The following is a 13,110-nucleotide window of genomic DNA, read 5'->3' on the forward strand; positions in this document are numbered from 1 at the left end:
CGCCGTTCGGTTAATCAAGTGCCGAAATGCCCATCGGTGATAGCGTTCGAATCCCGACCGGACCCCGAGCAGACAGGAGTGGCACATGGCGCGGCCGCGCGTACCGCTGTTGAGCCGCGAGCGCATCCGCGACACCGCGCTGACCCTGATCGACCGCGACGGCCTCGCCGAGGTCTCCATGCGCAAGCTCGCTGCCGAACTCGGCGTGCAGGCCGCCTCGCTCTACGGCCACTATCCGAACAAAGACGACCTGTTCGACGACATCGCCACCGGCATCATGAGCCACGTCGACACCTCGGCGTTCGACACCGTGGGCTGGGACGAGGCACTGGCCGCCTGGGCGCGCAGCTACCGGTCGGCGCTGGTCGCGCACCCGAATTTCGTGCCGTACCTCGCCGCGGGCCCCGGCCGCCGCGCCGAGAACCTGCGCGCGGCCGACGCCGTGCACGGCGGCCTGGTCGGCGCCGGCTGGCCGCCACGCTACGCGACCATGATCGGCGCGGCGACCCGCTACCTGGTGATGGGCTCGACGGTCGGTTCGTTCGCGGGCGGATTCGCCGACGACGTGCAGGTCTACCGCGACCGCTACCCGCACCTGAACCAGGCACATCTGCTGCGCGCGGTAGCCGAGGAGATCGACGACGACAGCTTCGAGCTGGCCCTGACCTCGTTCATCGCCGGCCTGAGCGCCACCTACGCGAGTGTCGTCACCGACGGCTGAGCCCGCACGCGACAACGGGACCGGTGGCGCCTACGCAATCGCTCCCATGCGCCGCCGGTCCCGTCGCCGATCCCCCCGGCTGAGGGGGTACGCCTACATCGAGGCGATCAGCCGATCGACGCGCTCGTCGACCGACCGGAACGGATCCTTGCACAGCACGGTGCGCTGCGCTTGATCGTTCAACTTCAGATGCACCCAGTCGACCGTGAAATCGCGGCCTGCCTCCTGAGCAGCGGTGATGAAGTCACCGCGCAACTTGGCTCGCGTCGTCTGCGGCGGGGTCTCCACCGCCGCGTCGACGGCCTCGTCCTCGGTGATCCGCTTGGCCAGACCCTTGCGCTGCAGCAGGTCGAAGACGCCGCGGCCGCGCTTGATGTCGTGGTAGGCCAGGTCCAGCTGGGCGATCTTCGGATCGGACAGCTCCATGCTGTAGCGGTCCTGGTAGCGCTGGAACAGCTTGCGCTTGATCACCCAGTCGATCTCGGTGTCGACCTTGGCGAAGTCCTGCGCCTCGACCGCGTCGAGGGTGCGGCCCCACAGGTCGACCACCGCGTCGACCTGCGGATCGCGGTCGCGATTGCGCAGGTGCTCGACGGCGCGGGCGTAGTACTCGCGCTGGATCTCGAGCGCGCTGGCCTGGCGTCCGCCTGCCAGCCGCACCGGGCGGCGACCGGTCAGATCGTGGCTGACCTCGCGGATCGCCCGGATCGGGTTGTCGAGGGCGAAGTCGCGGAACGACACACCGGCCTCGATCATCTCCAGCACCAGCGACGCCGTGCCCACCTTGAGCATGGTGGTCGGCTCGGCCATGTTCGAGTCGCCGACGATCACGTGCAGGCGCCGGTACTTCTCGGCGTCGGCGTGCGGCTCGTCGCGGGTGTTGATGATCGGGCGCGAGCGGGTGGTCGCCGAGGAGACACCCTCCCAGATGTGCTCGGCGCGCTGCGACAGGCAGAACGTGGCCGCCTTCGGCGTCTGCAGGACCTTGCCGGCACCGCAGATGAGCTGGCGGGTGACCAGGAACGGCAGCAACACATCGGAGATCCGGGAGAACTCGCCGGCGCGGACCACGAGGAAGTTCTCGTGGCAGCCGTAGGAGTTGCCCGCGGAGTCGGTGTTGTTCTTGAACAGGTAGATGTCGCCGCCGATGCCTTCCTCGGCGAGACGCTGTTCGGCGTCTATGAGCAGGTCTTCCAGGACCCGCTCACCGGCCCGGTCGTGGGTGACCAGCTGCACCAGGCTGTCGCATTCTGCGGTGGCGTACTCGGGATGCGATCCGACGTCGAGGTACAACCTGGCACCGTTGCGAAGGAAGACATTAGAGCTACGGCCCCAGGACACCACCCGGCGGAACAGGTACCGGGCTACCTCGTCGGGGGACAGCCGACGGTGACCGTGGAAGGTGCATGTCACACCGAACTCGGTCTCGATCCCCATGATTCGTCGCTGCACATTATCGACACTACAGCCATGACCAGTGCCCGCGCGGCGCTCCGGACAACCCATCTGCATACGTGTTCACAACGATTCGGACAGCGAACGACCGGGCGGGCACGACGAGAACGGGCCCGCGAACCATTGCGTCCGCGGGCCCGTTCATGATCGTGACGGCGGGATCTACTCCCCCGCGCCGTCCTCCTCGGGCTCGGGCAGCTTCGCCTCTTTCACGGCTTTCGCCTTCGGCGTACCCAGCGCCTGCTCCAGCGCGGGACCCTGCAGCCTGCGGAACGCCCGCCGCGGCCGCGCCTGCTCGAGCGTGGCCACCTCGAGGGAGGCCTCACCGAGCGAGCGCTTGTCCTTGTCGGCCTCGGGCTGACCGGCCTGCAGCGCCCCGATGGCCACCTTCAGCGCGTCGTCCAGGGACAGACCCGGCTTGTAGGCGGACTTGAGCGCGGTCAGGATCGGCTCGGTGGTGCCGCCCATGACGACGTACTCGCGTTCGTCGACGATGGACCCGTCGAAGGTGATCCGGTACAGCACCGAGGTCGGCGCCTGCTGCTCCGGATAGCCCACTTCGGCGACGCACAGCTCCACCTCGTAGGGCTTGAGCTGATCGGTGAAGATCGAGCCCAGGCTCTGGGCGTACAGGTTGGCCAGCCCACGACCGGTGACGTCGCGCCGGTCGTATTGGTAGCCCTTGAGGTCGGCCTGCAGGATGCCGCCACGGCGCAGAGCCTCGAACTCGTTGTACTTGCCGACCGCGGCGAAGCCGATGCGGTCGTAGAGTTCGCTGACCTTGTGCAGCGTCGCCGAGGGATTCTCGGCGACGAACAGCACGCCCTTGTCGTACACCAGCACCACCACGCTGCGACCGCGACCGATGCCCTTGCGGGCGAGCTCGGTCTTGTCGCGCATGATCTGCTCGGCCGAGGCGTAATACGGCAGCGTCATCGGACGGCGCCCCCTTCTTCCGCGGCTTCCCGATCGGCGATCACGGCCCTGGCCACCTCGGCGAGCAGATCCTCGCCGACCTCGGCCGCACCGTCGGCGTCGATCACCACCGCTGTCGGATAGATCCCGCGCAACAGGTCGGGACCGCCGGTGGCGGTGTCGTCGTCGGCGGCGTCGAACAGCGATTCCACCGCGATCCGCAGCGCCCGGTCCTGATCGATGCCGCGCTGGTAGAGCTTCTTCAGCGACGACTTCGCGAAACCGGAACCGGACCCGACCGCGGTGTAGCCGAACCGCTCCTCGCTGCGCCCGCCGACCACGTCGTAGGACACGATGCGGCCGGTGCGGTCGGCGTCGGTGGCCTGGTCGTCGTAGCCGACCAGGATCGGGACGACCGCAAGGCCCTGCATGGCCGCGGGCAGGTTGTCGCGGACCATCTTCGACAGCTTGTTGGCTTTACCGTCGAAGGTCAGCGGCACGCCTTCGATCTTCTCGTAGTACTCGAGCTCCACCGCGAACAGCCGGATCATCTCGATCGCGATACCCGCGGTGCCCGCGATACCAGCCGCCGAGAAGGTGTCGGTGATGTACACCTTCTCGGTGTCGCGGCTGGCGAGCAGGTTGCCCATGGTGGCCCTGCGGTCGCCCGCGATCAGCACGCCGCCCCGGTAGGTGACCGCGACGATGGTGGTGCCGTGAGGCGCCAGATCCTTCGCCGCGGTCAGGTCCGAGGCAGCAAACCTGTTGCCGGGCAACAGGTCGGGAGCGTGCATTCGCAGATGTTCGGTGAACGAGGAGAGAGCCTGCCCCGCATGGAGGCGCAACGGATCACCTGAGGTCACTGGCCGCCCTTCTGCACATATGCCCGCACGAAGTCCTCGGCGTTCTCCTCGAGCACGTCATCGATCTCGTCGAGCAGGTCGTCGGTCTCCTCCGCGAGCTTTTCGCGGCGCTCCTGACCCGCCGCGTCGACACCCTCGGGACCCTCGTCCTCGTCGCCACCCCCGGCGCGCTTGGTCTGCTCTTGTGCCATGGCAGCCGACCTCCTCTTTCCTCATCATGACCGCGACCTTGGGGATGAGCACGGTCGACGATCATGAGCAATGTTCGTGCTCGTCCCACAACCCTACCGAGCGGATCCGACAAGGTGGTCTATTAGCAATCGGATTGTCGCCCTGTCGTGCCGGAAATCGCCTCAGTGGGTGAGCTGGTCGACGAGTTCGGCCGCCGACTGGGCGGCATCGAGCAGTTTGCCGACGTGCGCTTTCGTCCCGCGCCGCGGCTCGAGCGTCGGGATTCGCACCAGCGAATCACCGCCGAGATCGAAGATCACCGAATCCCAACTGGCGGCGGCGATATCGGCGCCGAACCGGCGCAGGCACTCGCCACGGAAGTACGCGCGGGTGTCGGTCGGCGGCTTGGTCATCGCGTCGAGCACGTCCTGCTCGCTGACGAGCCGCTTCATCGAGCCGCGCGCGACCAGGCGGTTGTAGAGGCCCTTGTCCAGGCGCACATCGGAATACTGCAGATCCATCAGGTGCAGCTTCGGCGCGGCCCAGCCCAAGCCCTCACGGCTGCGCATTCCCTCGAGCAGGCGTAGCTTGGCGGGCCAGTCGAGCAGGTTCGCGCATTCCATCGGGTCGCGCTCGAGCAGGTCGAGCACCATGGCCCAGTTGTCGACGATGTCGCGCACGCGCGGGTCGTCGTTGCCTTCGCGGTCGATGAACTTGGCGACGCGCTCGTGGTAGAGCCGTTGCAGCGCAAGGCCGGTCAGCTCGCGGCCGTCGGCCAGCGCCACGGTGGCGCGCAGCGACGGATCGTGGCTGATCTGGTGCACGGCGGTGACCGGACGGGCCAGCTGGAACTCCGAGAGGTCCTCGCCCGCCTCGATCAGGTCGAGCACCAGCGCCGTGGTGCCGACCTTGAGGTAGGTCGACATCTCGGCCAGGTTGGCGTCGCCGATGATCACGTGCAGGCGCCGGTACTTGTCGGCGTCGGCGTGCGGCTCGTCGCGGGTGTTGATGATGCCGCGCTTGAGCGTGGTCTCCAGGCCGACCTCGACCTCGATGTAGTCGGCGCGCTGGGACAGCTGGAAGCCGGCGTGGTCACCGGACTGGCCGATGCCGACGCGGCCGGACCCGCAGATCACCTGGCGGGAGACGAAGAACGGCGTCAGGCCCGCGATGATGTGGCTGAAGGGGGTGTCGCGGTTCATCAGGTAGTTCTCGTGGGTGCCGTAGGAGGCGCCCTTGCCGTCGACGTTGTTCTTGTAGAGCTGCAGGCGCGGCGCGCCGGGGACGCTGGAGGCGTGCCGGGCGGCGGCCTCCATCACCCGCTCGCCCGCCTTGTCCCAGATGACCGCGTCGAGCGGGTCGACGACCTCCGGCGCGGAGTACTCCGGGTGGGCATGGTCGACGTAGAGCCGGGCGCCGTTGGTGAGGATCATGTTCGCCGCGCCGACCTCGTCGGCGTCGATCACCGGGGCAGGCCCGCTCATCCGGCTCAGATCGAAACCACGCGCGTCACGCAGCGGGGATTCCACCTCGTAGTCCCACCGGGTCCGCTTGGCCCGCGGCACCCCTTCGGCGGCCGCGTAGGCGAGCACGGCCTGGGTGGAGGTGAGGATCGGGTTGGCCGTCGGCTCCGTGGGGGTCGAGATGCCGTACTCGACCTCGATTCCGATGATGCGCTGCATGCTGTCGAGCCTAGGCGACGCGCCGGACACGCACCGGCATCTCGGCCCAGCGGGCTCTGTGGGCCCCGGCTCAGGCCCGCGGGCGCAGACCGGTCAGCAGCTGCGCGATGTCGCCTGCGGCCTGATCAGGCCGCACCGCACTGTGTTCCACGAGCAGCCGGTACCAGAACAGCCCGAACAGGTGGTCCGCCGCCCGATCCAGGTCGATGTCCGCGGCGAGCTCACCGCGGTCGACACCCCGCGCGAGGATGCCCGCGACCACGGCCCGGCGGGTGCCGACCCATTCCCGGAAGTGCCGCGCGAATTCCGGATCGAGCTGGGCCTCGGCCGTCATTCCGCGCAAAGCCTGCGCGCGAACAGGGAATTCGGTGACGCGGTAGAGCTCGGTGACGAACTCGACCAGGTCGGTCTCGACCGCGCCGGTGTCGGGTTCGGGCATCCGCCGGGCGACCGCCTCGGCGTAGGCGTCCATGGCCAGTTCGGCGCGCGAGCGCCACCAGCGGTAGATGGTGCTCTTGGCGACGCCGGAGCGCGCCGCGACGCCCTCGATCGTCATCCGGCCGTAGCCGCGCTCCTCCAGGATCTCGGCACTGGCCCGCAGCACGTCGGCGCGCGCCGCGTCGCTGCGCACCCGTCCACCGGTCCGCGAGCCCGCGGTGTTACCCATGTCACCTCCGCGTCAGCCTTTCGACCACCCTAATTCGCTGCCATTTCAATTCAAACGCTACGTCGCGTTTCGATTAATGAAGGACAGGTCACATGTCAACGTGCTGCGCATGCTCGAGCAGTACGAGGGCACCCCGTTCGCGGGCGCGGTGCCGGTGTCGACGTCGGCGCACGAGGTCGGCTACGACATCCTCGCCGAGTTCTTCGACGGCCCCTTCGACTGGTCGCGCATCCGGTCCGCGGCGGGCGATTTCCGGCTGCTGTCGGCCATCGACGACCCGGTCAACGCCGCCGACCCGATGGAGCATGTCGAGCTCCTGGTCCGCGGCCTGGGCGCCCGTGCCGTCGTGCTGCCGAGCGGTCGCCACCTCGGCGCCTACGCCGACGACCGCATCGACCTGCCGAGGCGGTCACCCTGGTGGAAGAGGTTCTGGCACACCGCGACCGAGTGCGGTGTGCGCCCTTAGGTCCACCTCCGGGGGGACCTGAGGGTGGTCCTCGCGGGCGATCCGATCGGCAGGCCCGGTGGCGATACTCGGACCATGAGCGAATCCGTCCAGCAGCTCGCCACCGACGTCCCGAACCGGCCCGGCCGGCTCATCGCGCTCGATGTCCTGCGTGGCATCGCGATCCTGGGCACCCTCGGCACCAATATCTGGATCTTCACCGATCCCGAGGGGCTCGTCGGCTATGTCGGCGGGCTCGGGTCGGCGGCGGAGACCGGCTGGATGTGGTCGGAACGGGTGTTGCAGCAGCTGGCCCAGGGCAAGTTCCTCGGCCTGCTGACGGTGATGTTCGGCATCGGGCTGGCCATCCAGCAGTCCTCGGCGCAGCGCGCGGGCCGGCGCTGGCCGGGCAAGTACCCGTGGCGGGCCGCGCTGCTGTTCCTCGACGGTCTGCTGAACTTCCTGCTGGTGGCCGAGTTCGATGTGCTGATGGGCTACGCGGTCACCGGCCTCGTCGTCGCCTATCTTCTCGCGACCAGCGAACGGGCCCGACGCCGTTGGCTGATCACCGCGGCCTCGATCCACGTGACGATGCTGACGCTGATCGCGGCCGCCCTCGCCTTCGCACCCGCCCAGGAGCCCGCCACCTCGGAACCGCTCGACCCGAATCCCTATGCGGACGGCTCCTTCTGGGATCTGGTGCTGTTCCGGCTCGACCACGCGCTCGAGTTCCGGCTGGAAGCGGTCTTCGTGTTCCCGATGTCGGTGGCCCTGTTCCTCGTCGGCGCGCGACTGTACCGCGCGGGTGTGTTCCGGCCGGAAGGCACGCGAATCCGCCGGTGGCTCATGGTGATCGGCTTCGCGGTCGCGGCACCGCTGGATTTCACGATCGGCGTCTTCGGCGGCGGCGATCTGGTGCTGTCGACCCGCTACGGCCTCGCGCCGTTCGTGGCACTCGGCATCCTGGCGGCGGTCGCGGAGTTCTACCTGCGCAGGCCGCGGGTCGGCTTCGCGGGATCACGCCTGAGCGAGGTCGGCAAGACGGCGCTCAGCTGCTACATCCTGCAGAACCTGCTCGCCGGAATCCTCTGCTACGGCTGGGGTTTCGGACTGGCGGCGCGGGTATCTGAATCCGCACGCGTCCCGTTCACGATCGGGATCTATGTCCTGGTCGTCGTGCTCATCACGGCCTTCGCCCACCTGTGGCTGCGCCGGTTCGAGCGCGGGCCGGTGGAGTGGCTGTGGCACCGCAGCTATCAGCTGCTGGCCGGCTGAGTCAGCGCAGCCGCTCCGCGGGCGGCGGGGCGGCGTCGGGCGCGACGAGCAGGTCGGCGACGAGCGAATCGCGTTCCAGCGGAACACCGAGACTGCGGGCGTTGCCCTCGAACAGCGACAGCACCGATTCGGTCAGAATGCCCTGCACCTGTTCGGTGGTGAGCACCGGCTCCGGATCGGCCCGCCAGCTGGCGACCACGCCGTCGACGAGCCCGACCATGCCGAAGGCCATCGGCCTGGCGCGCGCCGGGTCGATACCGAAACGGGCCAGGCTCGCGGCGAACATGTCGGCCAGCTGCCCACCCACCTCGCGTCCGGCCCCGGCCAGGGTGCCGGTGCCCTCAGGCGCGGCGTCACCGAGGAAGCGGTGCAGATTGGGGTGGCGTTCGATCCAGCCGAGGTAGGTGCCGATGGCGCCGCGGACCGCGTCCTTGAGGGTCCCGTCGGGCTCCAGCGCGGGCAGCAACTCCGCGAGCAGCAGTTCCAGGATGCGCTGACGGGCCAGTGCGTCGAGTTCGGCGCGGCCGCCGACGTGCCGGTACACCACGGGCCGCGGCAGCGCGAGGTGCTCGGCGATCAGCTGTACCGAGATCTCGAGCCCGTGTTCCTCGATCACCTCGATCGCGGCATCGATCATCTCCGCGCGGCGGCGCGCCTTATGGCCGTGCCAGCGGGTGGCGCGGCCGTCGCCGACGGGCTGCTCGGCCTGGGCGAAGGGTGCAGTCACAGTGCCAACGATACGCGTGTCGATATTGACCGTGACATGACGTTCCACTAACCTTGGTGATACGGCCTGTAACAGTTAGTGCGGCACTGCTGCCGAGAGTGAGCCCGCGATGCGCAACGCTACCTCCCCGCGCGATTCCTTCGCCCAGCGCCTGCTGATCGGGTCGGTGCGAAAATCCTACGATCCGGTGGTCGACATCGACTGGGCCGAGCCGCTCGACCCGGACAAGCTGTTCCTGCCCGCCCGCGTCGTCTCGCTCTGCGGCACCGAGCTGTGGGACGCGATGTCGGCCGCGGAACGGCGCGAGCTGTCCCGGCAGGAGCTGGCCAACATGCTCTCGGTCGGCATCTGGTTCGAGAACCTGCTCGAGCGTCTGCTGCTGCGCGAGCTGCTCGCCGGCGACCCCACCTCGGCGACCTCGCACTACACGCTCACCGAGATGGCCGACGAGTGCAGGCACATGATGATGTTCGGCAAGCTCATCGAACGCAACGAAGCGCGGCCGTACTGGCCGCGTCCGCCGGTGCGGCCGGCGATCACCGCGCTGCCCGCCCTCCTGCGCGGCAGCATGGTCTGGGTGGCCGCGCTGGTGGGCGAGGAGATCTTCGACGCGCTGCAACGCCGGGTGCTCGACGATCCGGATCTGCAGCCGATCGTGGCGCGCACCATGCGCATCCACGTCACCGAGGAGGCGCGGCACATCGGTTTCGCCAGGGACGCGCTGACGCGCCGGGTACCGACGATGTCGCGTGGCGAGCGGGTGTACGCCCGGCTGTGTGTGGCGGTCGCCGGACCGCTGTTCGTGTCGCTGGTCCTCAATCGGCACATGTACGAGCGTGCCGGACTCGACGGCCGACGGGCGCACGGCATCGCGTTGCGCAATCCTGTCGCCAGGGAGGCCAGGGCCATCGGGGCGGCCGATCTCGCCGCGTTCCTCGAGGAGCACGGTCTGCTGGGGCCGGTCGGGCGCCGGTGGTGGCGGGCGGTGGGTCTGCTGTGACCGTCGCGATCATCGGTGCCGAGGCCGCGCCGCTCACGCGTGCCTTGCGGGCGGTGCGGGTCGTCGACGTCGTCGTCTACCAACCCGCCGCGGCGCCGCCACCGATACGGCCATGGGCACGAGGGCGCACCGACCCGCCGCCACCACGGCACCGGATCGATGTCCTCGGTCTCGATTTCGACGAGCAGGCCGATCGGTGGCTGATCCAGCTCTCCGGTGGCGAGCAGGCCACCGCCGATATCGTCGTCCTGACCGCGGACACGGTCGACGCGTCGCTCCCCACCGGACGCGGCCGCCCGGCCCGGCCACTCCCCGTCACCGGTCGCGACGGCCGCACCCTGGACGCCGCGTGGGCGGACGGACCGATCACCTTCCGCGGCATCGCCGTCCACGGCTTTCCCAACCTGTTCCTCCTCGGCGGTCCCGATCCCCTTGCCCCGCTTCGGCATTCCCGGCAGCAGACCCAGATCGACCACATCACCGCCTGGATCAGCGCGCTGCGCAGGCACTCCGGCACCCGCATCGAGGTCAGGGCGAGCACCCAGCACGAGTACCACCGCAGGCTCGCACTGCACCGCACCGACAGGCGCCCGCGTCGCCTCGGCGGACCGAAACCGCACCACTTCGACATCACCGTCGCCGCCGACCGGCACCCCGCCCACGACTATCAGGGCCCGGCCCTGCTCGACCTGCCCGGTGCGGAGTATCCGGTCATCGCGACACTCGCCGGGCACGCCGATCCGATCGACGGCCGCTACCACTGGTACGGACGCCTCGACCCGGTCGACGGCGCACTCCCGGAGCCGACCCGGGTGACCGCCCTGCTCGCGCTGCCGGGCCAGACCCCCACCCCCGCCCGGCTCACCGAGCGCGACCCGTGGGGAAATCTGCGGATCACCGGTACCGGCGTGCCGCCCTACCCGCTCGAACAGCTCTGAGGCACCCGCCGCCGACCGGTATGCTCGACGACATGCAGGCACGGGCAGTGATCTTGGCGTACGCGGTTCTCGCGTGCGTGCTGCCTGCCTTCGTGCTCCTGTCCACGCCCGGTCACGACACCGCGCGCATGCTCGCCTTCGGCGCGGTCGCCGCGGCCATGGTGTGCGCGCTGGTCGCGATCACCGGCCACCGGCAGCTTCCGGTGCGCGTCGCCGTCGCCGGTCCACCGGGATCGGCGCAGCGCCGGTTGCGTGGTTCCTTTCTGCCACAGAGCAATCCGGATACCGCGGGCAGGCCGCGGCCACGAGCACCGGGGATCGATCACCGCTGACGGGCGCAGCGCTGTCCGCGCCGCCTGTCGGATTCCGTGATCCCACTCCCCTTCTCGTGCGTTCACGCACGCCCTCCGGACAGGTCGTTCCGTCATGCTCGATGTCGTGTACTTTCCGGTGTCCGCCGCCCTGTGGTGCTGGCACCGGCTCTTCGCCCTCCCCTTCGGACCCGCCGACGGGCTCGGCTGGCTCCTCGCCGTCGCCGCGCTCGTGATCACGGTCCGCGCCCTGCTGGTCGTTCCCGCAGTGCGCCAGGCCCGTTCCCAGGCGGTCCTGCGTTCCCTGCAACCCCGGATGGACAAGATCCGTAAGAAGCATCCCGACGATCAGCGCAAGCAAGCCGAGGAGATCAGGGCGCTGCACCGCGAACACGGTGTCCGGCTCTTCGGCGGGCTGGTCCCGATGATCGTGCAGGGCTTGGTGTTCCTCGGCCTGTTCCACGTGCTGCGGTCGTTCGACCGGACCGGCGCCTTCGCGGTCGGCCCGTTCGCCTCGACCGGGACGCCGATGTCGGTCGAGGCCAACAGCACGACGCCGAACTATCTGCTCGGGATCTCCGAGGTCCAGGATTTCCTCGACGCCCGAGTGTTCGGCGCACCGCTGTCGGCGACCATGACCGGGGCCGGTGATCTGTTCGTCTCCGTGGCGGCGCCGGCCATCCCGCTGGTGCTGATCACCGCGCTCGCCACGCATCTCACCGCCCGGCTGACCCCGCCCGCGCAGGACGGAACCGCTGCGCTGCTGCGTCGGTTGTCACTGTGGGTGTTTCCGGCGGGCGCGCTGGTCAGCGGCGCGATCCTGCCGGTCGCGGTGCTCGTCTACTTCGCCACCAATGCGGCGTGGACGTGCGGCCAGCAGTATCTGATCCGGCGCAAGCTCGATGCCGAGGCGGCAACCGTGGCGGCGAAGTCGGGCGCGCGAGCCCGAGCCGCCGCACCGCGTCCGGGGGTGAAGCCACAGCGACAGCCCCGGTGAGCCGGGGTTACCCTCGGGCGGTGTCTGTGAACCCGGAGTCGGAACTGCTCGCCGTCTACGACGCCGCAGGCCAGGTGATCGGCGAGGCAGATCGGGGCACCGTCTATCGCGAGGGCCTCTGGCACGGCAGCGCCGGGGTGCTGGTGCGGTCCGGGGACGGCAGCCGGATCTACGTGCATCGGCGCACCGACAGCAAACTCGTCTTCGCCGGCCTGCACGACTGCCTGGCGGGCGGGGTCGTCGACGCGGGCGAGGACCCCGCCGACACCGCGGCCCGCGAACTGCACGAGGAACTCGGCATCACACTGCCCGCGGGCACCGCACCGACCTTGCGCGCCACCGCGGCGTGGGACGGCGTCTGGGCGGGAAAACCGCTGCGCTGCCACCTGTTCGGCTACGAGGTCCGCTACGACGGCCCGATCCGCCACCAGCCGTCCGAGATCGCGGACGGCTGGTGGTGGCGCGACGCCGAACTGCGTGCGCACCTGCGCGATCCGGCATGGCCCTTCGTCCCCGACACCCGCGTCATCCTGGACGACCTGCTCGCCGACTGACTGCGCGGGCTCAGTCGAGCGAGCGCAGGGATTCCTCGTCGCGGGCCACGACCGCGCCGCCGTCGGCGGTGAGCACGATGGGTCGCTGGATGAGTTTCGGATGCTCGGCCAGCGCCGCCAGCCACCGGTCGACATCGGCGTCGGTGCGACCCCAGCTCGCCATGTCCAGGTCCTTGGCGATCTGCTCGCCGGTACGGGTGATATCCCACGGCTGCGCGCCCAGCCGGGTCAGCACCGCACGCAGTTCGTCGACCGTCGGCGGGTCGTCGAGGTAGCGCCGCACCGTGTACTCGACCCCGGCGGCATCCAGGTGCGCGGTGGCATTGCGACTCTTCGTGCAGCGGGGGTTGTGCCAGATCTCGGTCATACTCGCAGCGTAATAGGCGGGC

General features: G+C 69.4%; 16 protein-coding genes. 8 read left to right on the forward strand and 8 right to left on the reverse strand.

Annotation, left to right across the window (positions count from 1 at the left end; translation table 11 throughout):
- The first annotated feature begins 85 nt into the window (after positions 1-85).
- Positions 86-721 carry a TetR/AcrR family transcriptional regulator gene (locus IEY60_RS01415; RefSeq protein WP_189022953.1) on the forward strand — a complete coding sequence of 212 codons (636 nt, stop codon included), beginning with the start codon at positions 86-88 and terminating at the stop codon, positions 719-721.
- Between the two features lie 93 nt (positions 722-814).
- Here IEY60_RS01415 and pafA read toward each other — a convergent pair whose 3' ends face one another.
- From pafA to IEY60_RS01445, 6 genes are all read right to left on the reverse strand, one after another.
- Positions 815-2,173 (reverse strand): Pup--protein ligase, encoded by a 1,359-nt coding sequence (gene pafA / locus IEY60_RS01420; RefSeq protein WP_186817494.1) that lies wholly within the window; start codon positions 2,171-2,173, stop codon positions 815-817.
- Positions 2,174-2,338: 165 nt separating this feature from the next.
- A complete protein-coding gene (gene prcA, locus IEY60_RS01425) occupies positions 2,339-3,112 on the reverse strand; it encodes a proteasome subunit alpha (RefSeq protein WP_189022955.1) in 774 nt (257 codons plus the stop codon).
- Complete coding sequence (prcB, locus tag IEY60_RS01430; RefSeq protein WP_229739471.1) at positions 3,109-3,885, reverse strand: proteasome subunit beta; 777 nt, start codon at positions 3,883-3,885, stop codon at positions 3,109-3,111. Before prcB ends, prcA begins: the two co-directional genes overlap by 4 nt.
- Before the next feature lie 65 nt (positions 3,886-3,950).
- Positions 3,951-4,145, reverse strand: coding sequence for a ubiquitin-like protein Pup (locus IEY60_RS01435; protein ID WP_019047503.1), 195 nt, complete (start codon positions 4,143-4,145; stop codon positions 3,951-3,953).
- A gap of 162 nt (positions 4,146-4,307) precedes the next feature.
- Positions 4,308-5,807 carry a depupylase/deamidase Dop gene (gene dop / locus IEY60_RS01440; protein ID WP_189022959.1) on the reverse strand — a complete coding sequence of 500 codons (1,500 nt, stop codon included), beginning with the start codon at positions 5,805-5,807 and terminating at the stop codon, positions 4,308-4,310.
- A gap of 70 nt (positions 5,808-5,877) precedes the next feature.
- A complete protein-coding gene (locus IEY60_RS01445) occupies positions 5,878-6,474 on the reverse strand; it encodes a TetR/AcrR family transcriptional regulator (protein ID WP_189022961.1) in 597 nt (198 codons plus the stop codon).
- A gap of 109 nt (positions 6,475-6,583) precedes the next feature.
- Here IEY60_RS01445 and IEY60_RS01450 point away from each other — a divergent pair, with 109 nt between their 5' ends.
- Both IEY60_RS01450 and IEY60_RS01455 read left to right on the forward strand, forming a co-directional pair.
- Complete coding sequence (locus tag IEY60_RS01450; protein ID WP_189022963.1) at positions 6,584-6,940, forward strand: hypothetical protein; 357 nt, start codon at positions 6,584-6,586, stop codon at positions 6,938-6,940.
- A gap of 75 nt (positions 6,941-7,015) precedes the next feature.
- Positions 7,016-8,194 carry a DUF418 domain-containing protein gene (locus IEY60_RS01455; RefSeq protein ID WP_189022965.1) on the forward strand — a complete coding sequence of 393 codons (1,179 nt, stop codon included), beginning with the start codon at positions 7,016-7,018 and terminating at the stop codon, positions 8,192-8,194.
- Position 8,195: 1 nt separating this feature from the next.
- Here IEY60_RS01455 and IEY60_RS01460 read toward each other — a convergent pair whose 3' ends face one another.
- Entirely contained in the window at positions 8,196-8,921 is a 726-nt protein-coding gene (locus tag IEY60_RS01460) for a TetR/AcrR family transcriptional regulator (protein ID WP_229739472.1), read from the reverse strand.
- 109 nt (positions 8,922-9,030) lie between these two features.
- On the opposite strand from IEY60_RS01460, the gene IEY60_RS01465 reads away from it, so the two are divergent.
- From IEY60_RS01465 to IEY60_RS01485, 5 genes are all read left to right on the forward strand, one after another.
- On the forward strand, positions 9,031-9,921 hold the full coding sequence (locus tag IEY60_RS01465) for an AurF N-oxygenase family protein (protein WP_189022967.1): 891 nt from the start codon (positions 9,031-9,033) through the stop codon (positions 9,919-9,921).
- Positions 9,918-10,859, forward strand: coding sequence for a DUF4873 domain-containing protein (locus tag IEY60_RS01470; protein ID WP_189022969.1), 942 nt, complete (start codon positions 9,918-9,920; stop codon positions 10,857-10,859). Before IEY60_RS01465 ends, IEY60_RS01470 begins: the two co-directional genes overlap by 4 nt.
- Positions 10,860-10,891: 32 nt before the next feature.
- Positions 10,892-11,191 (forward strand): DUF6412 domain-containing protein, encoded by a 300-nt coding sequence (locus IEY60_RS01475; RefSeq protein ID WP_229739473.1) that lies wholly within the window; start codon positions 10,892-10,894, stop codon positions 11,189-11,191.
- Positions 11,192-11,285: 94 nt separating this feature from the next.
- Positions 11,286-12,167, forward strand: a complete 882-nt coding sequence (yidC, locus tag IEY60_RS01480; protein WP_189022973.1) for a membrane protein insertase YidC — start codon at positions 11,286-11,288, stop codon at positions 12,165-12,167.
- A gap of 20 nt (positions 12,168-12,187) precedes the next feature.
- Positions 12,188-12,721, forward strand: a complete 534-nt coding sequence (locus IEY60_RS01485; RefSeq protein WP_189022976.1) for an NUDIX hydrolase — start codon at positions 12,188-12,190, stop codon at positions 12,719-12,721.
- A 10-nt stretch (positions 12,722-12,731) separates the two neighbouring features.
- On the opposite strand, the gene IEY60_RS01490 is transcribed toward IEY60_RS01485, so the two are convergent.
- Positions 12,732-13,088: an arsenate reductase family protein gene (locus IEY60_RS01490; RefSeq protein WP_189022977.1), complete on the reverse strand. Its 357-nt coding sequence runs from the start codon at positions 13,086-13,088 to the stop codon at positions 12,732-12,734.
- Between the last annotated feature and the right edge of the window lie 22 nt (positions 13,089-13,110).

The sequence above is a fragment of the Nocardia rhizosphaerihabitans genome (assembly GCF_014646295.1).
GTDB classification, from domain to species: Bacteria; Actinomycetota; Actinomycetes; order Mycobacteriales; family Mycobacteriaceae; genus Nocardia; species Nocardia rhizosphaerihabitans.